Origin of the sequence: Kluyvera sp. (assembly GCF_047971185.1) — a bacterium.
Taxonomy (GTDB): Bacteria; Pseudomonadota; Gammaproteobacteria; order Enterobacterales; family Enterobacteriaceae; genus Kluyvera.
In genome coordinates, this window is the sequence record NZ_JBKDZH010000033.1 from 132,674 (window position 1) to 157,099 (window position 24,426).

Below are 24,426 nucleotides of genomic sequence, written 5' to 3' on the forward strand. Positions count from 1 at the left end.
TTATGCTCAAACCCTGAGTAAATCGCTTTTATCGCCAGCCAGCCCTTATCAGAATCTCGCGCTGCGTTTATTTCCCACTATAGTTTTTATGTCGCCTCACATGGAGAACGGGTATGCGCAACCCCACCTTATTACAGTGTTTTCACTGGTATTACCCAACCGGCGGTGAACTGTGGCCGGAAGTCTCAGCCCTGGCGCCGAATTTGCAGGAAATCGGCATCAATATGGTCTGGTTACCCCCCGCCAGTAAAGGTGCGTCCGGGGGATATTCCGTCGGCTATGACAGTTACGACCTTTTTGACCTGGGGGAATTTGATCAGAAAGGGTCAGTCGCCACCAAATATGGCGATAAGTCGCAGCTACTGGCCGCCGTTGATGCCCTACAGCAGCACGACATTGCCGTGCTGATGGACGTGGTGGTGAACCACAAAATGGGGGCTGACGAAAAAGAGCGTATCCGCGTGCAGCGCGTGAATGCGGACGATCGCACGCAGATTAATGAGGAGATCGTCGAGTGCGAGGCGTGGACGCGCTACACCTTTCCGGCCCGCGCGGGGAAATATTCGCAGTTTATCTGGGACTACAAATGTTTTAGCGGTATTGACCACATCGAGTCGCCTGACGAAGACGGCATTTTCAAAATCGTTAATGACTATACCGGCGAAGGCTGGAACGATCAGGTCGATGATGAAATGGGCAATTTTGACTATCTGATGGGGGAGAACATCGATTTTCGCAATCACGCGGTCACCGAAGAACTCAAATACTGGGCGCGCTGGATGCTTGAGCAAACCCACTGCGATGGTTTTCGTCTTGATGCGGTCAAGCACATTCCCGCGTGGTTCTATAAAGAGTGGATTGAGCACGTACAGGACGTTGCGCCCCGGCCGCTGTTTATTGTGGCGGAATACTGGTCCCATGAAGTGGATAAATTGCAGCAGTATATCGACCAGGTTGCGGGGCAAACGATGCTGTTCGATGCGCCGCTGCAAATGCACTTCCATGAAGCGTCGCGTATGGGGCGTGATTACGATATGAGCCAGATTTTCACCGGTACCCTGGTTGAAGTGGATCCGTTTCATGCGGTGACGCTGGTGGCTAATCACGATACTCAGCCGCTGCAGGCGCTGGAAGCGCCGGTTGAAGCCTGGTTTAAACCGCTGGCCTATGCGCTGATCCTGCTGCGTGAAAACGGCGTGCCTTCGGTGTTTTATCCTGACCTGTTTGGCGCGCACTATGAGGATAACGGCGGCGATGGCGAAACCTATGTCATCGACATGCCGGTCATCGCGCAGCTGCATGAGCTGATCGATGCCCGCCAGCGTTTTGCCCACGGGGTACAGACGCTATGGTTCGATCATCCTAACTGCATCGCGTTTAGCCGCAGCGGCACCGATGAAATGCCCGGCTGCGTGGTGGTACTGTCGAACGGGGACGAGGGGGAGAAAACGGTGACGCTTGGGGAAAACTACGGCCATAAACGCTGGAAGGATTTTCTCAATAACCGTGAAGAAGTCGTTGAGACCGATGACCAGGGCTGCGCGACCTTTACCTGCCATGGCGGTAGCGTGAGCGTCTGGGTGATGGAAGAGGTGCTCTGAGCTTAATATATTGATGTTGATAGCATTATTTATGTTAATTGGTTATTTGCCAGTTATCGGCGGCCGTGCTCTGATGAGCACGGACATCCTTATAATAAAATCGAAAGGCTAATCACCATGACCACAGGGAAAACGCTCCTCGCGCTGGCGCTCAGCGCGCTGTTACCGGCAAGCGCCGCCTGGGCGGCAAACACTGACACGCTCGTCTACTGCTCCGAGGCGTCACCGGAGTCCTTCAACCCGCAAATCGCCAGCTCCGGCCCGACCTTTGTCGCCAGTTCGCAAACGCTGTATAACCGGCTGATCAACTTCGATCCGGTTAAAAATACGCCGATCCCCTCACTGGCGACCGACTGGACGATTTCGCCGGACGGTTTGACCTATACTTTCACGCTGCGTCAGGGCGTGAAGTTCAACAGCAACAAGTTCTTTACCCCGACCCGCGACTTTAACGCCGATGACGTGATCTTCTCCGTACTGCGGCAGAAGGATAGCGATCACCCTTACCATAAGGTTTCGCAGGGGAATTACGAGTATTTCCACGATGTCGGCCTTGATAAGCTGATTAAATCGGTGAAAAAGGTCGATGACTACCACGTGCAGTTTGAGTTGAGCGAGCCGAATGCCGCATTCCTCGCCGACTGGGGGATGGATTTCGCCTCGATTCTGTCGGCGGAATACGCCGATGCGATGATGAAAAAGGGCACGCCGGAGAACGTGGATAACTGGCCAATCGGCACCGGGCCGTACGTGCTTCAGCAATATAAAGCCGATTCTCAGATCCGCTACCTCGCAAACCCAAACTACTGGGACGGCCCGGTGCCGACGAAGCATCTGATCTTCGCCATCACGCCAAACGTCGAAACGCGTCTGGCGAAGCTGCAAACCAACGAATGCCAGATTATCCCGGCACCGTCGCCGGTACAGTTTGAGGTGATTAAAAAAAATCACGATCTGGCGCTACATTCGGTAGAAGCGCTGAACGTCGGCTATCTGGCGTTTAACACCGAGAAAAAACCGTTTGATAACGTACTGGTGCGCCAGGCGCTGAACTACGCCACCGACAAGCTGGCGATCGTCAATGCGGTGTTTATGGGCTCCGGGACGGTGGCAAAATCGCCGATTCCGCCGAATATGATGGGCTTTGATAAAGCGCTGAAAGATTACGGCTATGACCCGGAAAAAGCCAAAGCGCTGCTGAAGCAGGCGGGGCTGGAGAAGGGCGTGGATGTGACGCTGTGGTCGATGCCGGTGCAGCGTCCGTATAACCCGAATTCACGACGGATTGCGGAAATGATCCAGAACGACTGGGCCAAAGTGGGCGTGCGGGCCAAAATCGTGACCTATGAGTGGGGTGAATATCTCTCCGGTATCCGTAAAGGGGAACACGATAGCGCGCTGTATGGCTGGATGTCGGACAACGGCGACCCGGATAACTTTGCCAATACGCTGCTGGGCTGCGACAGCATTAAAACCGGCTCCAACGCCGCGCGCTGGTGTAATAAAGAGTATGATGGTCTGGTGAAAAAGGCGCTGGTGGTGAGCGACCCGGCCAAACGTGCCGCGCTCTACGGCCAGGCGCAGGACAGCAGGTACCGTGGATTGCGCTGGCGAACGGCAAAACGTTTTACGCCACGCGCAGTAACGTCACCGGCTACAGCGTGAGCCTGATGGGCAGCGATTTCTCGAAGGTGAAAATTAATTAAGGAGCAGGTATGTCACATCTGGATGAGGTTATCGCGCGCGTTGACGCCGCGATTGAAGGGAACGTGATTACGCACATGAATGAGCTGCTGGTGGAGCTGAGCGACGATGCGGACCTGAGCCGTGAAGATCGTTTTACTCAGCAGCAGCGTTTGCGGGTGACGATTTCCCATCACGGTCAGCACCATCGTGAACAGGAAGAAGCGCGCAAGGAACAGCTCACCCAGGGTGGAACCATTCTGTAAACCGATCTGGCCGGGCTGCGATGACGCGTAGCCCGGCCAGGCTGGTTCAGAACTGTCTCCGCGCCACCAGCCACGCCCCGATAATCAGCATCACCGCCCCGCATACCGGCCCAACCAGCGCTCGCCAGGGGATGCCATGGCTTCTCATGACGTCCATTACCAGCCCGCCAATCAGCTGGCTGGCGACCAGGACGGCGATGGTGGTCGCTGCCCCCACGTACTGATAGCCGCTGATGCTGGCAAAGACGAAGAACGAGCCCAGCAGGCCGGGGATCAGCGTCCACCACTTGATGGTAGACACCAGTTCGTTGATGCCCGACAGGCCGTATTTGATCAGCAGAATACTGACAAACAGCACGATCCCAACCAGCGAGTTCAGCAGCATCGCCACCAGGATCGTCGAGGCCGACTGAGTGATTCGCACCATCAGCGTGTTCTGGATAACCAGGCCAATCCCCGCGGCGACCAGAAACGTCAGCGTGAGGGATTGATTCATGCGCTACCGTCCGGGTCGCTGCGGTTATCCAGCTGCAGCTGCATAAAGGTCAAATCCAGCCAGCGGCCAAATTTGGTGCCGACCTGCGGCATTTGCCCGGTGGTGACAAATCCGTGTTTTGCATGCAGATGCAGGGAAGCATGGTTTTGCGACTCAATGCCCGCCACCATCACATGTTTGCCGCGGCACTTTGCTTCTTCAATCAGCCTGCCGAGCAGGATATTGCCCAGACCCTTGCCCTGATGGTCGGGGTGCACGTAGACCGAGTGTTCAACGGTATGGCGAAAGCCGTCAAACGCGCGCCAGTCGCCGTAGGACGCGTAGCCTGTAATCACGCCGTCTTCTTCACTCACCAGCACCGGAAAGTGGCCAAGCTGACGAGCTTCAAACCAGGCAATACGGTTGTCGGTATCGACGGTTTTATCGTTCCAGATAGCCGCCGTGTGCAGCACGGCGTGATTATAAATGACCGCAATCGCGGCGCAGTCTTCTTTTGTCGCAAAACGAATAGCCATAGTTGCACCCTGTGTGTTGTTCACTATAGTATAACGATATGAATACTATTGAAGACAACTTAAATCAACGGATCGGTGCAAGAATTCGCATTGAGCGTGAATCGCGGGGCTGGTCGCTGAGCGATTTAGCCGAACGCGCCGGCGTGTCGAGAGCGATGATCCACAAGATTGAGCGCGGCGAAAGTAGCCCCACGGCGGCGCTGCTGGCGCGGCTTTCCGGCGCGTTCAGCATCAGCATGTCAACGCTGATTGCCCGCGCCGAGATTCAGGAAGGCAAACTGCTGCGCTTCGCGGACCAACCCGTCTGGCACGACCCGCAAAGCCACTATCTGCGGCGTCACGTCTCGCCGCGCGGCGAGCTGCCGGTGGATTTGGTCCAGATTGAACTGCCTGCGGGCAGCGATATTCCGATGCCCGCGTCGGCTTATGCCATGGCGCGTCAGCTTATCTGGGTGCAGCAGGGGGAACTGCTGTTTATGGAAGGGGAAACCGCGCACCGTATGCAGGCCGGTGACTGTCTGGAACTCGGGCCGCCCAACGACTGCCGGTTTATTAACGATAGCGGTCACATTTGTGTTTATCTGGTTGTCCGCCTTAACCTTCCGTTATCCTGATGCGATTGCCTTTGGCGCTTTAATAGCGCCATCTGGTGAAGCGCTCTCCGTTATTTGTAGCCCTGTTTCAGAAACGCTTTGAAAATATATGTTGTATTTTTTTTCCAAAAATAGAAAACCCCAGCTATTAATTATAATTGGCTCTGGGCCAATTATTCGTGGGGTTATAAAAAAACATGCTGGATTTTGCTAAAGCACAACGTATCAGTTTGACACAACAAGTTGAGAATAATATCAAGAATGCACTTATCGTCGGCGCATTAAAACCCGGCGCACGATTAGTGACGCGTGAAATTGCCGTGAATCAGGGCATCAGCATTACGCCAGTACGCGAAGCGTTGCTGCGGCTGGTTTCCTGTGGCGCGCTACGGGCGGCACCGGCGCAGGCGTTTTTGGTTCCGGCGTTAACCGATTCAGACTATCAGGAAATAACGAAGATACGCAAAAGTCTTGAAGGAATGGCGACCGCCGAGGCATCCGAAAACATAACCACAGAAAAGTTACGTGAACTTCATCGCCTGTTTACATTATTCTGTGAGGCGAAGGCGAGCGGCGATATCACCCAAATGCTGAAAGCAAACTATCAGTTTCGTTTTCGAATATATGAATACGCGGAAATGCCCACATTAATGATTATGATCGAACATTTATGGGTTCGCGTGGGCCCCAGTTTCCATTATTTATATTTGAATGCGACAGAATCGATTCAGCAAGAAAATTTATATCAACAATTACTTTCGGTGCTGGAGAAAAAAGAATCAGCAACCAGTTATACCGTGATGTCGCAGATTGTTGATGAATCAATGGGGGTTTTACAGCGCCAGTACCGCTACTAACGATGAAACGATAAATACGTTTCCGGGTTTCCCCGGAAACGTGCGGACTTTTTATTCAAAACGCCACGCAATATTTACGCCAACGCCGTAGTTACGTCCCGGCGCCGGTTCGTAATAACGGCCGTTGGACTCGTTAACGATAACGGAACCGACATACTGGCGGTCGAACAGGTTGTCAACGCGACCAAAGACATCGAGATTCCAGTTACCGATATCGAATTTGTAGCCGGTGTTCACGCCGACGACCGTCCACGACGGCGCGCGGGCGGTGTTCTCATCGTTGGCCATGATATCGCTCATGTAGCGCACGTCGGCCCCGGCATACCAGCCGCTTTCCGGCTCATAGCCCAGCGAGGCAAAGCCCATATTGCGGGCAATTCCCGGGATCCGATTGCCGTTACAGCTGGCGTCATCGCAGACGTTGGTGCGGTAGGTGGCATCAAGCCAGGTCCAGGCCGCTTTGGCGCGCCAGTTCTCAGCAAGCTGCTGATCTAAAGACAGTTCAGCCCCCTGACGACGGGTTTTGCCCGCGTTTTTGTAGCTGGTGCGCCCGCCGCTGCTGCTGTCGGTGACAATCTCATTATCGGTATCGGTCTGGAATAGCGCTGCGGTTAGCAGGCCATTGCCAATGCGCGTTTTGCTACCGATTTCCACCGTGTCGTTGGTCGACGGTTGCAGGGCAAAGTTCAGGCCGCTGCGGTTGTCGGAACGGTAGGACAGCTCGTTGATGGTCGGGGTTTCAAAGCCGCGACCGGCCGAGAGATAGACGTTCCACGCGTCGGTGACCGCGTACTTTAACGATCCAGCCGGTAACCATTTGTGGTAGCTGGCGTCGCCGCTATCGTCGCCGTTTTTCGCGGTAACGTAATGGTCGTTGGAGTCAAACCAGACGGAGCTGTAGCGTATGCCTGCATCAAGAGTGAGCTTCTCCGTTAGCTGCCACTGGGTTTGCAGGTAGGGGTCAACGTTCCACATCAGGTTGCGTTCGTTGCGGCGCAGGTTGCCTTTCTCGCCATACACCGGCGTCGTGCCGTCCATCCTGAAGTTTTCGTAACCGCGGCGCTTCTCGCTCATGTTTTCGTAGTTCAGCCCGGTGGTGAAGCTCACCGGTACCAGCAGTTCGCCGCGATGGGTCCAGCGGGTATCAATACCCTGATAGTGACGATCGAGATCGATCACGCCGCCCGCGTGGGTCGGGTTCAGCTGCGGCGCGCGCGGGATTGACTGGTACTGGGTGGTCTGGCGCTCACCGGCGTACATCATCACGCTCAGATCGTCCTGTTCACTCAGCTGGCGCTCATAGCGCAGGCCGGCCTGGGTCTGCTTCACGCTTTTACGCGTGTTGTACTGCTCGCCGCGCGGCGACTGCTCGCGGTGCTGATGCAGTTCATCGTAATCCAGGCCGCCCGGGTCGTTGGCTTTGATGTCAACGCTGTTAAACAGCAGGGTTAGCTTGCTGACGTCGTTGATCCGCACGCCGAGTTTCGCGTTGGCGAGGTTCTTACGCGCCGCGCTGTGATCGCGATAGCCGCTGGTGATGAATCGATTCGTCGACACGGTGTAATCCACGTCGCCCGCGTGGGTGCCGTCGCCGACCGCGCCGCTGGCCTTCATGCCATAGTGCCAGGTGCCGTAGCTGCCGTAGTAGCTGCTGGCCTCCAGGGTGGTGGGCTGTTTGCCGCTTTCGGTGGTGACGTTAACCACGCCGCCGGACGAGTTTCCATACAGCGCGGAGAAGGGGCCGCGCAGCACGTCAATATGGTCCACGCTGCCGATATCAATGTTCGACGTTTGGCCCTGGCCATCCGGCATGGTGGAAGGGATGCCGTCAACGTACATACGGATGCCGCGCACGCCATAGGTCGAACGTGAACCAAAACCGCGAATCGACAGCTGCAGATCCTGAGCGTAGTTCTGGCGGTTCTGAATTTGTAAACCCGGAACTGCGCCGAGCGACTCCGACAAATTGACGCGCGGCGCGGCGTGGCGCATCTCCTCGCCGTTAACCACGCTTACCGCGGCGGGGGTATCCAGTTCGGAAACGGTCTGAGGAGCGGCGGTCACAATCAACGTTTGTTCGTCGGCGGCCGAGGAAAACGGAGAAAAAGCCAGCGGCAACAGCAGCATAGGCAGCGTCGCCGAGCGCACGGAAATGATTTTCATGAAAAACTCGCAAAATGTACCAAATGGAACAGACCTGAATAGAGTAATACTTTTGTAAATATATTGAAAACTTTAGCAGCATAAATGGTTAATTTCAGGTGAGATAATCGAAACTATTTGGCTGGCCGGAGAAAGAAAAGCTCCACTTTACATGAATTAATGATTACTATTCGCATCTACAAAACGTAGCGCCATGACGCTGCGAAGGCAGAAGCCATGTGAGCAGAAACAATTAAGTTCATCAAAGGGAGTCGTCATGTCATTACGTCAATTGTCCGCACCGCGCCTGCGCCGTTCTCTGTTGTTGAGTGCTTTACTGCTGGCGGGTAGCTTTAGCGCGCAGGCCGCAGATGAAATGCTGCGCAAAGCGGTCGGTAAAGGGGCATATGAAATGGCCTACAGCCAGCAGGAAAATGCGCTCTGGCTGGCCACCTCACAGAGTCGTAAAACCGATAAGGGCGGCGTCGTGTATCGACTGGACCCCACTACGCTGGAAGTGACCCAAACGATCCATAACGATCTCAAACCGTTTGGCGCGACGCTGAATGCGCAGACGCAGACTCTGTGGTTCGGCAATACCATCAACGGCGCGGTCACCGCGATTGATGCCAAAACCGGCGACGTGAAAGGGCGCCTGGTGCTGGACGGACGCCAGCGTAGTGAAACGGTAAAACCGCTGCAGCCGCGCCAGCTGGCGGTCAACGAGAAGACCAATACCGTTTATATTACCGGCATCGGTAAAGACGGCAGCGCCGTGTGGGTGGTTGATGGCGATAAAATTGCGCTGAAAACCACCATTGAAGGCACCGGCAGCTTCGGCACCGGGCTGGCGGTTGACGCAGAGAAACAGCGTCTGTACGTCACCAACGCCGACGGTGAGCTGGTGACCATTGATACCGCGAGCAACAAAATCATCAACCGTCAGAAATTGCAGGACGACGGTAAAGAGCACTTCTATATTAACCTGAGCCTGGATACTGCCGGCCAGCGCGCGTTCATTACCGACTCGAAACAGCCTGAGCTGCTGGTGGTGAGCCTGAAGGACGGTAAGGTGCTGTCGAAGGTCGATACCAAAGAAGCGCTGGCGGTGCTGTTCAACCCGGCGCGTAACGAAGTCTACGTGACCCAGCGTAAAGCGGGTACCGTGACGGTCATCGACGCGAAAGAGTATAAGGTGACTAAAACCATTCAGACCCCGACCTTCCCGAACAGCCTGGCGCTGTCCGCCGACGGCAAAACGCTGTTTGTCAGCGTGAAGCAGGAGTCTACCCGTCAGAAAGAGGCGACGGCACCGGATGACGTGATCCGTATTGCGCTGTAATCTCCGCCACGGGAGGCGCTCGACGCCTCCCGTAACGCCTTAATATACCTTCTGTTACATCCCGCTGATTCCATTTCGCGCCGCCCGGCCTACAATGCTCGCACTTAAACCCACTTTGCGTGGGGACAATCAACGGAGAAACCATGAAAAAGTCTTTATACGCTCTGTGTGCAGGTCTGATGGTACTGGCGCTGGCGGGCTGCACCACCAATTACGTGATGACCACCAAAAGCGGGCAAACGATTGTGACCCACGGTAAACCGCAGCTGGATAAAGAGACCGGCATGACCAGCTATACCGATCAGGACGGCAACGCGCGTGAAATCAACAGCAACGACGTCGCACAGCTGGTTGAAGATAACTGATTACGCCGACTCAGCGGCCGCGCTTACGATACTCGCCCGGTGACATGCCGAACCGCTGCTTGAAGGCGGTAGAGAAGTGGCTGTGGTCGCTGAACCCCCAGCGATAGCCGATTCCGGCAAGCTTTTCATCGTCGCGCGCGTTCAGCAGCGCCTGGGCGCAGAGATCTAAACGGCGATTTTTGATGTACTGCGCCACCACCAGACCTTTATCGGCAAACAGTCGGTACAGGCTCCTGACCGACATCCCCGTTTCGCTGGCCAGCCATTCCGGGCGCAGATATTCTTCCTGGATCGCCTCGTCGATCAATACCATGATTTTTTGATACTGCTTTTCGCGCCGCGACGGCTGGGCATCCTGTTGATGCAGCATCGGGCGCAGCAGACAGACCATCGCGTCAAGGGCCGCTTCGCTTTCGCTCGCCGAAAGCTGCGGGCTGCTCATGCTCTCGTGCAGCAGACGCTGGCTGAGCTGCACCATCGGCAGTGAACGCTCCAGGCGGGTGGCGATGCGAATTGCGCTGCCGCGCAGCTGGTTTTCCAACAGCTGGCGGGGAAGCAGTAGCGAGACCTGACGCGACGTTTGCTGCCACAGAAGTGAACACGGGCGCGAGGCGTCAATCAGCGTCATATCGCCGCTTTGTAGCCGTACCTGACGCTCGTCCTGCTCAATACTGACCTCGCCGGAGAGCTGAAAGACGGTATAGAACCAGGCATCGTTATCGCTGCGAATTTCCTCGCGCGTGCGGTACAGATTAACGTTCCCGGTGGTGACGGTGCTGAGCTTCAGGCTACCCGCATAGCTGGTATCAATTTCGCCGTGGAAATCGCCCTCCAGCGGTCGCGCGGCAAACTGCCCGCAGACCTGGTTAATCTTCGCCAGCCAGTCATGGTATTTCTCACCGCCGTTTACCGCCGCCATACGCCATCTCTGCAATCAAAATGTGTGGTTATTGTTGCATTTATGTTTCTTTGCACAAGGCCGGGAGCGGGAATATACGAAAGAACTATTACCTGCAACACACTTCTGCTCACCCAATCTGCTTAATTGCGGCATCTGTCACAGCCGCAACAGCGAATGTCACAGAGACAAAAGCGGCTTCCCCAGACCCGCCGTAGACTGAAGTGACTCACCGCGAAGAATAAGGAGACGATATGTCCTCAGCACAGGTTGCGCTGCTCGCCAGCGTGCAGCAGTTTTTAGACCGTCAGCATGGCCTGTTTATTGATGGCGCGCAGCAGGCGGCGCAGAGTGAAAAACGTCTCACCGTCTGGGATCCGGCCACCGGCAGGGCGATTGCGTCTACCGCCGATGCTAACGCGGCGGACGTCGACCGCGCGGTGATGTCCGCCTGGCGCGCGTTTGTCTCTCGCTGCTGGGCCGGACGCGCGCCTGCCGAGCGCGAACGTATTCTGCTGCGCTTTGCCGACCTGGTGGAGCGACATGGCGAAGAGCTGGCCCAGCTGGAAACGCTGGAGCAGGGCAAATCGATTAACATTTCCCGCGCTTTCGAAGTGGGCTGTACTCTGAACTGGATGCGCTACACCGCAGGGCTGACCACCAAGGTCAGCGGCCGCACCCTCGAGGTGTCGATACCGTTCCCGCAGGGCGCGCGCTATCAGGCGTGGACTAAAAAGGAACCGGTCGGCGTGGTCGCGGGGATCGTGCCGTGGAACTTCCCGCTGATGATCGGCATGTGGAAGGTGATGCCTGCGCTGGCCGCCGGTTGCTCCATCGTGATTAAACCGTCCGAAACCACGCCGCTGACCCTGCTGCGGGTGGCCGAGCTGGCCGTGGAGGCGGGCGTGCCGGAAGGGGTCTTCAACGTCGTGACCGGCAGCGGCGCGGAGTGCGGTGCGGCGTTAACGGCACACCCGCAGGTGGCGAAGGTGAGCTTCACCGGCTCTACCGCTACCGGCAAACAGATTGCCCGCGTTGCCGCCGACCGTCTGACTCGCGTGACGCTGGAGCTGGGCGGTAAAAACCCAGCGATCGTGCTGAAAGACGCCGACCCGGCGTGGGTAATTGAAGGGCTGATGACCGGCAGTTTCCTTAACCAGGGGCAGGTGTGCGCGGCCAGTTCGCGGATCTATATTGAAGCACCGCTGTTCGACACGCTGGCCAGCGGCTTTGAGCAGGCGGTGAAATCGCTTCAGGTGGGGCCGGGGATGCTCGAAACCACGCAGATTAACCCGGTGGTGTCTCAGGCACACTGCGCGAAAGTGGCGGCCTATCTGGACGAGGCTCGCCAGCACAATGCGGAGCTGATTAGCGGCAACGTCGGCCCGGATGCGCAGGGTTTCTACATTCCGCCGACGCTGGTCATCAACCCAGACCCTAAGCTACGCTTAACCCGCGAAGAGGTGTTTGGCCCGGTGGTGAATCTGGTGCGCGTCAGCGACGGCGAAGAGGCCCTGCGGCTGGCCAACGACAGCGACTTTGGCCTCACCGCCAGCGTCTGGACCCGCGATCTGACCCAGGCGCTGAGCTATACCGACCGACTGCAGGCCGGTACGGTATGGGTCAACAGCCATACGTTGATTGATGCCAACCTGCCGTTTGGCGGCATGAAGCAGTCGGGAACCGGGCGTGATTTCGGACCGGACTGGCTGAACGACTGGTGCGAAACCAAGTCGGTGTGCGTGCGTTACTAGCTGAGAACACGCCATCAGGCAACTAAGCGGGTTCTTGCGTGTGTGGTAGGGTGTTCTAAGTACGCAATATTGTGCCGTAATAATATAAAGCGGTTACAAAAATCTACGGGCAAAAAAAGCCGCGAGCAGTTTTCTGCTTACGGCTATCTGGAATTCAGGCCGCTTTCACGGCTTTGATTTTTTTACTGCCAGCCGTATCAGGCTCTGGAACGTCGGCTGTGGTTGCGGAATCGCGTTCCGGGAGCTTGCTGGTGCGTAAAATATGCTGCACGGTTACTTTTTGCTCGGCCAGGTAAAGCCCAAGATCCTCCGCCTGGTTTTCATCCATCGACATTCCGCTTTGCAGCAGTAAATCGGTGAACGCTTCTGCCATGTCGAGCAGCCTGTCGTGAGCGTCAGCCTCTTTCTTACTGGCAAATGTCATTTTCTCTTCACCTTTTCTTACGACAACGTATTTTATTTCAACGGCCATTATTTGCCCCTTGCACTGTGATTATATCCAGTATATCAATTCTGGGGCTGTGTTGCAGCTAAAAAAGCGGGCGCTGCGAACGCACTGAACTTCGCCACAGCGTAACGTTGAGCTGGTGATGAAAAACGTGGGAGTCTGTGGTCTTGATGATATTCCGCTCTCGGTCGTGACGACGGTAATAAGAATAGTCAAATCTGCAAAAATGTAATCTTTATAATTATTTATTTATAAATCCCTGAAATCTTGCGCATGCATTATTTGACGATATCATGCGTTTTTTTCGGCGAGGGCATCGGATAGCGCCAGACAGGACGTTGAGCAATGGCGGCTACGCTCACGGGAAGAGATTGCAGATGTGAATCGCTGGTCTATGCTCAGAAAATACAGGATCTGCCGATCGACTGGTTGCTTGAATAATAATGATAATTTCACATTACTCGGTGGTGGGTATGAACAAGCTTGTGCTCGCAATTATCTCGACAATGTTATCGATTATCTCGTTTTATTCTCTTGCCGCAGAACCCCGTCAGGAACCCACCGACGCCGAGCGAGCCCGTACGGTTTATATCTTCCATCAACCGATGGTCATGCTGCAGGCGAAATTTGGCCTCACCACGCCGGAAGAGCGGGTTTTACGTATTCGAAATACCTTGCGCGGCTTCACAAAGGCGGATGTCAGTGAGCCGCTAAAAATCATTCCCGTGACGCGCTATAACCAGCAGGGCCGACTGATCGTGATGAATGGTAAACCGGTTATGTTGCTGACCCAGGGCGATCTGGATGAGGGCGACGATCTCACCCTGGATCAGGCCGTGCAGCGCGTGCTGGCGCGCATGGAAACGCAGCGCGCAGCGCTTCGCGATCAGTATGACACCGGCTGGCTGGCGCTTTCCGCTATTAAAACGCTGGCGGGATTGCTGGTTTTAGCCGGTTTTTTCTACGGCACATGGCGCGCTTACCGCTGGGTAAATCGCTATTTCCGTCGCCGCGTGGTGGAACATCGCAGCAAAATCCCACAAAGCTGGCGTCGCTATATCGGCGTTGTGGAGGCTCGATTATTCGCTCTGCTGATGATTATTCTCGCTGTTTTGGCCTTTTATGCATGGTTGAGCTGGGCCTTTGGCCTGTTCCCCTGGACTCGCGTCTGGGCAACGTCGTTGGGTGACTGGTCGCTGCGCGTGGTGCGTCAGATTGCTTTATCCATCGTTTCGTCGTTACCCGGCCTGCTGATTGTGTTGATTATTTTCCTCATCACCGCCTTTATTCTCAAGCTGCTTAAGATGGTGCTGAATCAGGTTGAGGCGGGGCGCTTGCAGTTTCCCGGCCTGCATCCCGAAACGGTTGGCGCGACCCGCAAATTGATTTCGGTGATGGTGTGGTTATTTGCGCTGTCCGCCGCTTACCCGTTTTTACCCGGGGCAAATTCACTGGCGTTTAAGGGTATCAGCGTCTTCTTTGGCCTGATGTTAACGCTGGGGTCGGCGGGGGTGATGAACCATGCGATGAGCGGCCTGGTCCTCATTTATTCCCGCGCGCTGCGCAAAGGAGACGTTATTCGCGTGGCGGATAATGAAGGCAAAGTCAGCGAAATTGGTATGCTCGCCACCAAAATTATTACCCGTGAAAACTACGTGGTCACCGTGCCTAACGCCGTGGTGGTCAGCGGCAAGATCACCAATCTCAGCGCACAAAATAACGATGGTAGCGTCAATTTAACCGTCAGCGTCACCATCGGCTACGACACCCCCTGGCGGCAGGTTCACGCCATGCTTGAGCTGGCGGCCAAGCGAGCAGGGTGTGTTGACCTGACGCGCCCGCCCGTGGTGCGTCAGCTGGAGCTGATGGACTGGTACATCGCCTATGAACTTCAGGTCAGGCTGTTACCGGAGCAGTCACTGGCCGTCGCGCGCAACGAGCTGCACAGTAATATTCAGGATGTTTTCAATGAATTTAACGTGCAGATCATGTCGCCGAACTTTGTTATGCAGCCTGAAGGCAGCGTGATGGTCGCGAAAGAGAACTGGTATGCCGATCCCGCAGCCCCGTCAGATGGGAAAAAAACGCTTTAATTGCCGATAACCGGTAGAGGACACATGAAAAAATCGACATTGTTTTGCCTGGCGATATGCCTTCCCGTAACGACTCAGGCAAGCGGGCTGTATTTCTATGAAATGGCGACCGAGGATACCGCGCTGGCAGGTGCTGGCCAGGCCGCCCGTGCGCAGGACGCTTCGACAATCGTCACTAACCCGGCAGGGATGACCCGACTGCCTGACCACATGTTTACCGGTGGCCTGCAGGCGATGGACGGCGACATTTCCTATCAACTGGATAATGACTCAGGCCGCCAGAGTCCTGGCGATATCATGGGTTTTATTCCCAATGGTAGCGCCTTTTACGCGCAGAAATTAAATGATGACCTCTATGCCGGTATTGGCATGTATGGAAACTATGGACTGGGTATCGATTTCGGTCATTGGGCGGGCGACCGGCTGATTAAAAAAAGCACCATGGTGGCTATGACCTTAAGCCCCTCTCTGGCTTATAAGCTGAACGATCGTGTATCGGTTGGCGGCTCCGTGAATGTGAACTATGGCTTTCTGTCGCTGACCCGTAACGTGGATGGCAACGATGAAAAAGAGATGGATCACGACTGGGCGCTCAGCTATCGTCTGGGTTTGCTGATGGACCTGACCGATCAGACCCGCGCGGGTATTGCCTGGACCAGTAAAACCGAATACGACTTTAATATCGATGGTAAAGCCCGCTTCCCGAATTTAGCCAATATCGAATACGACCTGCCCATTTCGGCGCAGGTGAACGCGCCTCAGCAAATTATGTTGAGCCTGGTACACGATATCAATAAACAGTGGTCGGTGATGGGCGATCTTGGCTGGCAGGACTGGAGCCAGTTTGGCAGCCCGCAGATTGCCGTTGCCGGGCGCGACGCCGACAAGACAAACCGATTAAAAGACTCCTGGCATACGGCGCTCGGCGTGCAATATCGCCCGACCGAGCAGTGGCGACTGAATGCAGGCGTCGCGTTCGACAGTTCCATCTATCAATCACAGAGCGATGTCTCGCTCTCCTTGCCGACCGGTGATGAATGGCGCTTTGCCACCGGCGCGCAGTATCAGATGACCCCGCAGAGCAACATCGGCTTCGCCGTCTCCTACCTGCATATGCAGTCTTCACATGTGCAGTCGCCAGAGCCATTCAAGGGTAGCTATGATAATCCCTACCTGTGGTTTGCCAGCGTGAACTACAGTTATCAGTTCTAAAGGGCCGTTCATTCATTGGCGAGATAAACGGGGCAATCGTGATGATCGTATTATGCAAAACCTGCGGAACCTCCTACGACGTCAGCGGCAGGCATCCGCCGTGCTGCAAAATTTGTGAGGATGAACGCCAGTATGTCCCGGCGAGCGGGCAGGAATGGGTCGAGTTTGACGCGGTTTGCGCGTCGCATACCAACACCTGGGAACAGCATGGTCGCGATCTCTTCAGCCTCCGCACGGTGCCGGGGTTTGGCATCGATCAGCGCGCGTTTCTTGTTCGTACTCCGCAGGGCAACATACTGTGGGATTGCATCGCCACGCTGGATGATGCCACCCGAACGCTCATCGCCGCGCTCGGAGGGCTAAAGGCCATTGCTATTTCGCATCCGCATTACTACACCACCATGCAGGATTGGGCTGACGCTTTTAACGCGCCGATTTACCTGCATGCTGATGACCGGGAATGGGTCATGCGCGACAGCCCGTGGATCACATTCTGGGACGGCGATACCGTTGAACTGATGCGTGATGTGCGCGTCATCCGCCTTGGCGGCCACTTTGCCGGCGGCTGCGTGCTGCACTGGGCGAAAGAGGATGGCGCGATCCTTTCCGGCGATATTGTGCAGGTTACCCCCGGCGCTCGCGGTGTGTCGTTTATGTGGAGCTATCCCAACCTGCTTCCGCTGCCCGCCGCCACGGTCAGCGCCATGGTCCAGCGCCTGAACGGCGTGAAATTCAGGCAACTGTATGGCGCGTTTAAAGGCAGAGACATCGTGGAAAATGCCGACCAGATTGTGCGTCGCTGTGGTGAAAAGTATATTTCCTGCCTCAGCTAAACGCCGCCGAGCGAAATAGCGGCCCCGTTTCAGAGGCCGCTTTCACCTGATGGTTTACTTTTTCTTCTCGCCCAGCGTCGGCGTTTCGTCAAAGAAGTTCCACGGCTTCAGCAGCGCGTGCGCCCATTCAGTGGGCATAATCGGCCACTCCTCGGCGCGCGCCACGTGGGTAGTGCCGGTGGTGATCCACACCACGTCGTCCTGGTTGCTGAGCGATTCGTCATCTTTCGCATACGCCCCCAGCCCGGTGTCGTGCACGGAGCGGTTCGGGTATTTGCCTTCCGGATAGCGCTCTTGCTGATGGTAGCGGGTGACCCACAGCTGCTTATCCATAAAGCTCAGACGATGGTAGATCCACTCATCTGGCGCGAATTTCGCACCCGTCGCCGCCGGGTGAGTGCCGCCTGCATACGGGATAATCTGATAAGAAACTGGATTCCCCATGCGGTTTTCTTTGCTGGTGTTGCTCAGCAGACGTATGGTGCCCGGGTCGAATTTCTGCGCCGCTTGCTGTTCAGATTCAATCGTATACTGGTTCACCTGCATGGTACTGGTGCGCGGGCCACCCGCGGTGTTTGGCTTCACTTCCGGGTCCATCGCCACCAGGGTGTTATTTTCACCGTCGACGTCCAGGTCGAGACGGAAGTTGTAAATATGCTGGTGGGTGGTGCCGACGATATTATGGTCGATCAGCGTACCGTAACGGGTATCGTCTTTGGCGCTCGGGTCGTGCATGGTCTTCGCTTTCACGCCTTTCACCGCTTCAATCCCGGTCGCTCCGGCGTCGATGCCGATGGTGCCGTTTTCGTGGAATACCCAATCGAAGAGGTAATCGTAGTTACCCACGGTACTGATCCAGCGCACCACCAGTTCGCGGCGTTCGGTGCTGACGTTGGGCTGGCCCATCTCCTGGTGTTTATATTCTGGCCCGGCGTAGCGTTCGAAAATGGCGATCGCGCGCGGGATGGTGGTTGGCGTACCGGTATAGTCGGCGATGGTTTCATCCAGCAGCACGGCGTTGTTTGGCGCGTCTTTACCCCGGGCGATGGGCGAGGTGAGCGTACCCATGCCGTAGTCACCGGAATCCAGATAGGCCTTGAAGTACCAGCCAACGTCCGGGTCGCCGTAAGGAACGATCATCCCGCCGAGCGATCCTTCATACATAACCTGACGTTTTTTGCCATTGTCGTTATAGGTCACGGTGGACAGAATCGGCCCCACGCGGGAGTTCAGCCGCAGGTGGAAATCCCAGTTCTGCCAGTGAATCCTATCGCCGGTAATGGTGTAGTTTTTGCCTTCCGGCTCGATGATCTCCAGCGGGTTCATCGCTTTCGCAACGCGGTCGCGGCCATCGAACGGACGTGGCACCATCGGCGCGGGGATCACCGGGCCTTCTTCAATCTTGATGATTTTTTTCTGCTCAAGGTCGACCACGGCCACCACGTTTTCAATCGGATGCGCCCAGTAGTTGCCGTCGCCGACATCGAGGTAGCTCACCACTTTCAGCAGGCGGGCATCCTGCGTCAGACCATCTTTGCCGTCGAAATAGCCCACGGTCAGCGGGGTGGTAATCACTTTGCTGGTGTCTTTAATACCGTGTTTTTTCAGCACGTCGGCAAATTCGCTACTGGCGTTGATAATGTTCTGCACGCTGGCGAAATCGTCGAGCAGCACCATGCCGTGAGCGTCTTTAATCGGCGTCCAGGAGAGAATTTTTTTGTTCTGCAGGTCGACCACGGCTTCGACGATGTGCTTGCCGTCCAGCATGACAACGTCGGCGGTGCGCGGTGCGTTCACCGCCGTACCGTGCAGCGCAAAGTCCCAGACCGCTTTTTTATCCGGTTCGTGCAGCGAGATTTCGGTGAAACGGGTATTGGGCTGGAACTCCGGTGCGGATTTTACAATGGTTACCGCTTCGCCGATCTCCGCCGAGGAGAGGGAGTTCAGCGGGTGGGGAGCTTTCTCCACCTGGAACGTCTGGTCGAGGCCCGACTGGAAGACGTCGTTGATAAAGGTATCGGAAACCCAGGCTTTTCCGTTTTTCATCACCACCGGCACCTGCAGATTCAGCGTCTTACCGTTCACGATGGCGGTTTTTGCGCCCGGCTTAACCTTCACGAACGCGCCGTCTTTGATCAGCGTGTACATCCGGGCGTAATCATCCCACTGAACGTCAGCGCCAAACTCCTGCAACGTTTTGTCCATCGGCACCATGTGCGCTTCGCCGCCGTGGGCCAATACCGGAGCTTGCCAGGCGCACAGCAGGGCGACAGCCAGCGCCAGCGCTGTTTTAGGGTTTGAACGAATCGAGCCTTTTGCCATTGTGACCTCATCTTATCGTTATGGTGTGCCGTGCGGCTTTAGTCTCTTAACCTAACAGCCGTTGGTCACCGGACGTTTGCTTGCGCTTGCCAGGTTGTTTGTCAGTTTTGCCAGTGACAAAAAATGCCTCCGTAGAGGCATTGGCGGCTGTTGTCGGTGGTAGGCAATTACGCGGGGAAATCGCTCTGCTGGCGGGCAACCAGCGTCAGAATGGAGTACAGCGCTACCGCCTGCTGATGCTGGTTGAAAATCTCTACCGCCCATTCCACCACTCCGGTGGCTTTCTCGTCGGCATTGCGCTGGCGCTTGACGGTTTTACGCTTGCAGGTCAGACGCACCTGGATGGTATCGCCCGGTTTCACCGGTTCGATAAAGCGCAGGTTTTCCATGCCGTAGTTGGCAATCACCGGGCCGACGCCCGCATCGACGAACAGGCCCGCCGCCGCGGAAATCAGGAAGTAGCCGTGCACCACGCGCTCGCCGAAGATCGAGTCGGCGGCGGCAATTTTGTCCATATGGGCGTAGAAGTGGTCGCCGCTCAGGCAGGCAAAGTTGACGATGTCCGCTTCGGTTAACGTGCGGCGTGGCGTCAGCAGGCTGTCGCCGGGCTGGATCTCTTCAAAATATTTACGGAACGGGTGAACGCGATCTTCCGCCACTCGCGCGCCGCGTACCCACTGCTGGCCAATCGCGGCGAGCATGGTCGGGCTGCCCTGAACGGCAGTGCGCTGCATATAGTGCTTCACGGCGCGCAGGCCGCCGAGCTCTTCGCCGCCGCCCGCGCGTCCCGGGCCGCCGTGCACCAGCTGCGGCAGCGGGGAGCCGTGGCCGGTGGATTCGACCGACGACTCTTCATTCAACACCTGAATTCGCCCGTGGGCACGGGCCGCGCCGAGGATAAACGCCCGCGCCAGCTCGCCGCTGGCGGTCACCAGCGTACCGGCCAGGCTGCCTTCACCCGCGCGGGCCAGCGCCATCGCGTGTTCGCGGTCCTGATACGGCATCAGCGTCGCTACCGGGCCGAAGGCTTCAATAGCATGTACCGCCGCGATTTCGTCCGGCTGCGGGCAGAACAGCAGCGTGGGCGGGAAGAACGCGCCGGCGGCGTGAAGATCGGCTTTCCCGCCCAGCAGCACTTCGCATCCTGCCGCCACCAGACGATCGACGTTATCCTGCACGTCCTGACGCTGCTCGCGGTTCACCAGCGCGCCCATCTTCACGCCTTCCTGCGCCGGGTCGCCAACCACCACCTTTTGCAGACGGGCAATCAGCGCTTCGCTCACCGCTTTCACCTGCGCCTGCGGCACGATAATGCGGCGAATGGCGGTGCATTTCTGCCCGGCCTTGGTGGTCATTTCGCGCACCACTTCGCGAATAAACAGCGCAAATTCCGGCTGTTCTGCAGTGACATCGTCGCCCAGTACGCAGCAGTTCAGCGAGTCCGCTTCCATGGTGAAGGGCACCGATTTGGCCACCAGATTCGGGTGCACGCGCAGCTGTTGCCCGGTATGCGCCGAGCCGGTAAAGGTCACCACATCCTGGCTGTCGAGGTGGTCGAGCAGGTCGCCCGCGCCGCCGCAAATCAGGCTGATTGCGCCGTCTGGCACCAGCCCGCTGTCGATAATCGCTTTCACCATCGCCTGGGTCAGCTGAGCGGTGGCGGTGGCCGGTTTGATAATGGCAGGCATCCCGGCAAGCCAGGTTGGCGCCAGCTTTTCTAACATCCCCCAGCAGGGGAAGTTAAAGGCGTTAATGTGCACCGCAACGCCGGATTTAGAGGTCAACAGGTGACGCGCCGCAAAGCCGCCCTGTTTGGATAGCGGGATCAGTTCATCTTCCGGCCACAGGGTGTCGTCCGGCAGCTCGCGCCCACCCAGGCTGGCGTAGGTGAAGAGGGTGCCGATACCGCCTTCGATATCCACCCAGCTGTCGCCGCGCGTGGCGCCCGTCTCGGCGGAGATGGCATAGAAATCCTCCTTGAGTTCCATCAGATATCTGGCGACGGCTTTCAGCATTGCGCTGCGTTCAATAAAGGTCATCGCCTGTAACGCCTTGCCGCCGTGCTCAATCGCGTAGCGGCGCGCCTGCGCCATATCCAGCCCCTCGCTGGTCACTTCCCACAGCGGTTCGCCGCTGATGGCGTGGTGAAGGGGGCGGGCGCGGCCCCGGCCGGTTTGCCAGGTGCCGGACAAATAGCTGGCTAACTGCTGCATGGTTATTCTCCAGATATGTTACGTAATCACGCCTTTAATAGTTCTTTTATGAATCACGAATTGCAAGCCCGAATTTAATAATTTGTTAACAATGCAATCGTGGGCACTGTGCGGGTATTGATTATGTTGCTGTTTTATCTAAATAAACCAAAAGGCTTTGCGGTGCACATCACAGAATTCACAAACAAAATTTGTGGTTTTATTTAACTAAGATGTAACTTTTACAAAACAAAATGATTCACAAAAATTGATTTGTTGAATTTATCGGAATCATAAGGTGATGACGTGACAGAAGAACAACGCTTTGACCAGCGCATTGCGCAGGAAACCGCCATTGAGCCGCAGGACTGGATGCCGGATGCCTACCGCAAAACGCTCATCCGCCAGATTGGCCAGCACGCGCACTCGGAAATCGTCGGCATGCTGCCGGAAGGCAACTGGATCACCCGCGCACCGACGCTTCGCCGTAAAGCGATTCTGCTGGCCAAGGTGCAGGACGAAGCCGGGCACGGTCTGTACCTCTACAGCGCGGCGGAAACCCTCGGCTGCGCTCGCGAAGATATCTACCAGAAGATGCTCGACGGGCAGATGAAGTACTCCTCGATCTTTAACTATCCGACGCTCAGCTGGGCGGATATCGGCGTTATCGGCTGGCTGGTCGACGGCGCGGCGATCGTTAACCAGGTGGCGCTGTGCCGGACTTCCTACGGCCCGTATGCCCGGGCGATGGTCAAAATCTGCAAAGAAGAGAGTTTCCATCAGCGGCAGGGCTTTGAAGCCTGCATGGCGCTGGCGGCGGGGAGTGAAGAACAGCGTCAGATGCTGCAGGACGCGATTAACCGCTTCTGGTGGCCGGCGCTGATGATGTTTGGGCCGAGCGACGACCAGTCGCCGAACAGCGCCCGCAGCATGGCGTGGAAGATCAAACTGCACTCCAACGACGAACTGCGCCAGCGCTTCGTCGACAACACCGTCCCGCAGGTTGAGATCCTGGGCATGAACGTGCCGGACGCCGACCTGCAATTTGATGAAGCCACCGGGCACTATCGCTACGGCGAAATTGACTGGCAGGAGCTTAATGAGGTGATCAACGGGCGCGGCATCTGTAACCACGAACGTCTGGGCGCCAAGCGTAAAGCCTGGGAAGAGGGGGCATGGGTGCGCGAAGCCGCGCTGGCTCATGCCGAAAAACAACGCGCTCGCGATGCCGCCTGAGGAGAAAAAAGATGAGCAAAACGTACTGGCCGTTATACGAAGTGTTTGTCCGCAGCAAGCAGGGTTTGTCGCACCGTCATGTGGGCAGCCTGCACGCCGCCGATGACCAGATGGCGCTGGAAAACGCGCGCGACGCCTACACCCGCCGCAGCGAAGGCTGCTCCCTCTGGGTAGTGAAGGCGAGCGAAATCGTGGCTTCTCAGCCGGAAGAGCGCGGGGCGTTTTTCGACCCCGCCGAAAGCAAAGTCTACCGTCACCCGACGTTCTACACCGTGCCTGACGGCATGGAACATATGTGAGGCAACGATGAACAATCTAAATCCCGTTGCCGCATACGCGCTGCGCCTTGGCGATAACGGCCTGGTGCTGGCCCAGCGTTTAGGCGCCTGGTGCGTCCACGCGCCGGAGCTGGAGATCGATCTGGCGCTGGCCAATATCGGCCTTGACCTGCTGGGCCAGGCGCGCAATTTCCTCAGCTACGCCGCCGAGCTTAACGGCAGCGGTGACGAAGACACGCTGGCCTTTGGCCGCGACGAACGCCAGTTCAGCAACCTGCTGCTGGTCGAACAGCCCAACGGTAACTTTGCCGATACCATCGCCCGCCAGTTTTTTATCGATGTCTGGCACGTGGCGCTGTTCAGCCGGCTGGTGAACAGCCGCGATGCGCAGCTGGCCGCGATTGCCGCCAAAGGGCTGAAAGAGGTGCGCTATCACCAGCGGTTTAGCCGCGGCTGGCTGGAGCGTCTGGGCAACGGCACCGCGCTTTCCGCCCAGCGGATGCAGCAGGCGGTCGATACCCTGTGGCGCTACACCGGCGAGCTGTTCCTGGCCGACGAGCTGGAAATCAGCCTGAGCGAGCAGGGCATTGCCGTCGACCCGCGCGAACTTCAGGCCGAATGGCAGGCCACGGTGCATACCGCGCTGCTGGATTCCGGCCTGACGATCCCGGAAGAAGCGGCGTTTCGTCGTGGCGGCAAGCAGGGGCTGCACAGCGAACATCTCGGCCCGATGCTGGCGGAGATGCAGTATTTACAGCGGTCGTATCCCGGCCAGCAGTGGTAATCGGAGGTGGCTATGCAACGACTCACCGCCATCGCGCCCCCGGAGGTGCATACCGTCTGGGAATTACTGAGCGCGATCCCTGACCCGGAAGTGCCGGTACTGACCATTACCGACCTCGGCATGGTGCGCTGCGTTGAGCGTCACGGCGACGGCTGGGTGATTGGCTTTACGCCGACGTACTCCGGCTGCCCGGCGACCGAGCATCTGCTGGGGGAAATTCGCGCGGTGATGGTCGAGCATGGCTACATGCCGGTGCACATTGTGCTGCAGCTCGACCCGCCCTGGACCACCGACTGGATGAGGCCGGACGCCCGCGAGCGTCTGCGGCAGTACGGCATCAGCCCACCGCAGGCCCACGCTTGCCACGCGGGCGAAATGCCGAAAGATGTGCTCTGCCCGCGCTGCGGCAGTGCCCACACCTCGCTGATTAGCGAATTCGGCTCCACGGCCTGCACAGCGCTGTACCGCTGCGAAAGCTGCCGTGAACCCTTGGATTACTTTAAATGTATGTGAGGT

The 24,426-nt window shown here is 56.9% G+C and carries 21 protein-coding genes and 1 pseudogene; 15 read left to right on the top strand and 7 right to left on the bottom strand.

The annotated features are described in order from the left end of the window. The first annotated feature begins 113 nt into the window (after positions 1-113). The 3 genes and pseudogenes from amyA (at position 114) to ACK5JN_RS08980 (ending at position 3,550) form a co-directional block, all read left to right on the top strand. Entirely contained in the window at positions 114-1,601 is a 1,488-nt protein-coding gene (gene amyA / locus ACK5JN_RS08970) for an alpha-amylase (RefSeq protein ID WP_416869845.1), read from the top strand. Between the two features lie 117 nt (positions 1,602-1,718). Further along, positions 1,719-3,307: pseudogene (locus ACK5JN_RS08975) on the top strand (ABC transporter substrate-binding protein). Between the two features lie 9 nt (positions 3,308-3,316). Further along, complete coding sequence (locus tag ACK5JN_RS08980) at positions 3,317-3,550, top strand: DUF2526 family protein (protein ID WP_416869846.1); 234 nt, start codon at positions 3,317-3,319, stop codon at positions 3,548-3,550. A gap of 46 nt (positions 3,551-3,596) precedes the next feature. Here ACK5JN_RS08980 and ACK5JN_RS08985 read toward each other — a convergent pair whose 3' ends face one another. Together ACK5JN_RS08985 and ACK5JN_RS08990 are read right to left on the bottom strand one after the other, a co-directional pair. Continuing rightward, the gene (locus ACK5JN_RS08985; protein ID WP_416869847.1) at positions 3,597-4,046 is read right to left on the bottom strand and encodes a DMT family transporter; all 450 of its coding nucleotides are present in this window, start codon (positions 4,044-4,046) and stop codon (positions 3,597-3,599) included. Continuing rightward, a complete protein-coding gene (locus tag ACK5JN_RS08990; RefSeq protein ID WP_416869848.1) occupies positions 4,043-4,561 on the bottom strand; it encodes a GNAT family N-acetyltransferase in 519 nt (172 codons plus the stop codon). Before ACK5JN_RS08990 ends, ACK5JN_RS08985 begins: the two co-directional genes overlap by 4 nt. Positions 4,562-4,599: 38 nt before the next feature. Between ACK5JN_RS08990 and ACK5JN_RS08995 the strand changes: the two genes are divergently transcribed. Next, positions 4,600-5,175 carry a helix-turn-helix domain-containing protein gene (locus ACK5JN_RS08995; RefSeq protein ID WP_416869849.1) on the top strand — a complete coding sequence of 192 codons (576 nt, stop codon included), beginning with the start codon at positions 4,600-4,602 and terminating at the stop codon, positions 5,173-5,175. Positions 5,176-5,351: 176 nt separating this feature from the next. Further along, a complete protein-coding gene (locus ACK5JN_RS09000) occupies positions 5,352-6,011 on the top strand; it encodes a GntR family transcriptional regulator (protein ID WP_416869850.1) in 660 nt (219 codons plus the stop codon). 51 nt (positions 6,012-6,062) lie between these two features. Here the strand turns inward: ACK5JN_RS09000 and pqqU are convergent, their stop codons facing one another. Further along, on the bottom strand, positions 6,063-8,174 hold the full coding sequence (gene pqqU, locus ACK5JN_RS09005; RefSeq protein WP_416869851.1) for a TonB-dependent receptor PqqU: 2,112 nt from the start codon (positions 8,172-8,174) through the stop codon (positions 6,063-6,065). 256 nt (positions 8,175-8,430) lie between these two features. Here pqqU and ACK5JN_RS09010 point away from each other — a divergent pair, with 256 nt between their 5' ends. Both ACK5JN_RS09010 and ACK5JN_RS09015 read left to right on the top strand, forming a co-directional pair. Beyond that, a complete protein-coding gene (locus ACK5JN_RS09010; RefSeq protein ID WP_416869852.1) occupies positions 8,431-9,495 on the top strand; it encodes a YncE family protein in 1,065 nt (354 codons plus the stop codon). A gap of 143 nt (positions 9,496-9,638) precedes the next feature. Then, on the top strand, positions 9,639-9,860 hold the full coding sequence (locus tag ACK5JN_RS09015; protein WP_064545563.1) for a YgdI/YgdR family lipoprotein: 222 nt from the start codon (positions 9,639-9,641) through the stop codon (positions 9,858-9,860). A 10-nt stretch (positions 9,861-9,870) separates the two neighbouring features. Here ACK5JN_RS09015 and feaR read toward each other — a convergent pair whose 3' ends face one another. Then, positions 9,871-10,779, bottom strand: coding sequence for a transcriptional regulator FeaR (gene feaR, locus ACK5JN_RS09020; protein WP_416869853.1), 909 nt, complete (start codon positions 10,777-10,779; stop codon positions 9,871-9,873). A gap of 233 nt (positions 10,780-11,012) precedes the next feature. On the opposite strand from feaR, the gene ACK5JN_RS09025 reads away from it, so the two are divergent. Then, complete coding sequence (locus ACK5JN_RS09025; RefSeq protein WP_416869854.1) at positions 11,013-12,512, top strand: aldehyde dehydrogenase family protein; 1,500 nt, start codon at positions 11,013-11,015, stop codon at positions 12,510-12,512. A gap of 154 nt (positions 12,513-12,666) precedes the next feature. On the opposite strand, the gene ACK5JN_RS09030 is transcribed toward ACK5JN_RS09025, so the two are convergent. Continuing rightward, positions 12,667-12,984, bottom strand: coding sequence for a YebG family protein (locus tag ACK5JN_RS09030; protein WP_416869855.1), 318 nt, complete (start codon positions 12,982-12,984; stop codon positions 12,667-12,669). Between the two features lie 449 nt (positions 12,985-13,433). Between ACK5JN_RS09030 and ACK5JN_RS09035 the strand changes: the two genes are divergently transcribed. Genes ACK5JN_RS09035 through ACK5JN_RS09045 form a run of 3 tightly spaced genes read left to right on the top strand, consistent with a single transcriptional unit; the run spans position 13,434 to position 17,098 of the window. Then, positions 13,434-15,053, top strand: a complete 1,620-nt coding sequence (locus ACK5JN_RS09035; protein ID WP_416869856.1) for a mechanosensitive ion channel family protein — start codon at positions 13,434-13,436, stop codon at positions 15,051-15,053. Between the two features lie 24 nt (positions 15,054-15,077). Then, a complete protein-coding gene (locus ACK5JN_RS09040; RefSeq protein WP_416869857.1) occupies positions 15,078-16,265 on the top strand; it encodes an OmpP1/FadL family transporter in 1,188 nt (395 codons plus the stop codon). 41 nt (positions 16,266-16,306) lie between these two features. After that, the gene (locus tag ACK5JN_RS09045) at positions 16,307-17,098 is read left to right on the top strand and encodes an MBL fold metallo-hydrolase (RefSeq protein ID WP_416869899.1); all 792 of its coding nucleotides are present in this window, start codon (positions 16,307-16,309) and stop codon (positions 17,096-17,098) included. Positions 17,099-17,152: 54 nt separating this feature from the next. Here ACK5JN_RS09045 and tynA read toward each other — a convergent pair whose 3' ends face one another. Both tynA and paaZ read right to left on the bottom strand, forming a co-directional pair. Then, entirely contained in the window at positions 17,153-19,420 is a 2,268-nt protein-coding gene (gene tynA, locus ACK5JN_RS09050; protein WP_416869858.1) for a primary-amine oxidase, read from the bottom strand. Between the two features lie 167 nt (positions 19,421-19,587). Further along, the gene (paaZ, locus tag ACK5JN_RS09055; protein ID WP_416869859.1) at positions 19,588-21,633 is read right to left on the bottom strand and encodes a phenylacetic acid degradation bifunctional protein PaaZ; all 2,046 of its coding nucleotides are present in this window, start codon (positions 21,631-21,633) and stop codon (positions 19,588-19,590) included. A 285-nt stretch (positions 21,634-21,918) separates the two neighbouring features. Between paaZ and paaA the strand changes: the two genes are divergently transcribed. The 4 genes from paaA to paaD are packed head-to-tail and all read left to right on the top strand — an operon-like array spanning position 21,919 to position 24,423. After that, a complete protein-coding gene (paaA, locus tag ACK5JN_RS09060) occupies positions 21,919-22,848 on the top strand; it encodes a 1,2-phenylacetyl-CoA epoxidase subunit PaaA (protein ID WP_416869860.1) in 930 nt (309 codons plus the stop codon). A gap of 11 nt (positions 22,849-22,859) precedes the next feature. Further along, positions 22,860-23,147 carry a 1,2-phenylacetyl-CoA epoxidase subunit PaaB gene (gene paaB, locus ACK5JN_RS09065; RefSeq protein WP_416869861.1) on the top strand — a complete coding sequence of 96 codons (288 nt, stop codon included), beginning with the start codon at positions 22,860-22,862 and terminating at the stop codon, positions 23,145-23,147. A gap of 7 nt (positions 23,148-23,154) precedes the next feature. Beyond that, positions 23,155-23,910 (top strand): 1,2-phenylacetyl-CoA epoxidase subunit PaaC, encoded by a 756-nt coding sequence (gene paaC / locus ACK5JN_RS09070; protein WP_416869862.1) that lies wholly within the window; start codon positions 23,155-23,157, stop codon positions 23,908-23,910. Between the two features lie 12 nt (positions 23,911-23,922). Then, positions 23,923-24,423 (top strand): 1,2-phenylacetyl-CoA epoxidase subunit PaaD, encoded by a 501-nt coding sequence (gene paaD / locus ACK5JN_RS09075; protein ID WP_416869863.1) that lies wholly within the window; start codon positions 23,923-23,925, stop codon positions 24,421-24,423. The last annotated feature ends 3 nt before the right edge of the window (positions 24,424-24,426 follow it).

Coding starts and splice junctions, on each gene's coding strand:
- amyA (WP_416869845.1), top strand. CDS start 114: ATGCGCAACCCCACCTTATTACAGTGTTTTCACTGGTATTACCCAACC.
- ACK5JN_RS08980 (WP_416869846.1), top strand. CDS start 3,317: ATGTCACATCTGGATGAGGTTATCGCGCGCGTTGACGCCGCGATTGAA.
- ACK5JN_RS08985 (WP_416869847.1), bottom strand. CDS start 4,046: ATGAATCAATCCCTCACGCTGACGTTTCTGGTCGCCGCGGGGATTGGC.
- ACK5JN_RS08990 (WP_416869848.1), bottom strand. CDS start 4,561: ATGGCTATTCGTTTTGCGACAAAAGAAGACTGCGCCGCGATTGCGGTC.
- ACK5JN_RS08995 (WP_416869849.1), top strand. CDS start 4,600: ATGAATACTATTGAAGACAACTTAAATCAACGGATCGGTGCAAGAATT.
- ACK5JN_RS09000 (WP_416869850.1), top strand. CDS start 5,352: ATGCTGGATTTTGCTAAAGCACAACGTATCAGTTTGACACAACAAGTT.
- pqqU (WP_416869851.1), bottom strand. CDS start 8,174: ATGAAAATCATTTCCGTGCGCTCGGCGACGCTGCCTATGCTGCTGTTG.
- ACK5JN_RS09010 (WP_416869852.1), top strand. CDS start 8,431: ATGTCATTACGTCAATTGTCCGCACCGCGCCTGCGCCGTTCTCTGTTG.
- ACK5JN_RS09015 (WP_064545563.1), top strand. CDS start 9,639: ATGAAAAAGTCTTTATACGCTCTGTGTGCAGGTCTGATGGTACTGGCG.
- feaR (WP_416869853.1), bottom strand. CDS start 10,779: ATGGCGGCGGTAAACGGCGGTGAGAAATACCATGACTGGCTGGCGAAG.
- ACK5JN_RS09025 (WP_416869854.1), top strand. CDS start 11,013: ATGTCCTCAGCACAGGTTGCGCTGCTCGCCAGCGTGCAGCAGTTTTTA.
- ACK5JN_RS09030 (WP_416869855.1), bottom strand. CDS start 12,984: ATGGCCGTTGAAATAAAATACGTTGTCGTAAGAAAAGGTGAAGAGAAA.
- ACK5JN_RS09035 (WP_416869856.1), top strand. CDS start 13,434: ATGAACAAGCTTGTGCTCGCAATTATCTCGACAATGTTATCGATTATC.
- ACK5JN_RS09040 (WP_416869857.1), top strand. CDS start 15,078: ATGAAAAAATCGACATTGTTTTGCCTGGCGATATGCCTTCCCGTAACG.
- ACK5JN_RS09045 (WP_416869899.1), top strand. CDS start 16,307: ATGATCGTATTATGCAAAACCTGCGGAACCTCCTACGACGTCAGCGGC.
- tynA (WP_416869858.1), bottom strand. CDS start 19,420: ATGGCAAAAGGCTCGATTCGTTCAAACCCTAAAACAGCGCTGGCGCTG.
- paaZ (WP_416869859.1), bottom strand. CDS start 21,633: ATGCAGCAGTTAGCCAGCTATTTGTCCGGCACCTGGCAAACCGGCCGG.
- paaB (WP_416869861.1), top strand. CDS start 22,860: ATGAGCAAAACGTACTGGCCGTTATACGAAGTGTTTGTCCGCAGCAAG.
- paaC (WP_416869862.1), top strand. CDS start 23,155: ATGAACAATCTAAATCCCGTTGCCGCATACGCGCTGCGCCTTGGCGAT.
- paaD (WP_416869863.1), top strand. CDS start 23,923: ATGCAACGACTCACCGCCATCGCGCCCCCGGAGGTGCATACCGTCTGG.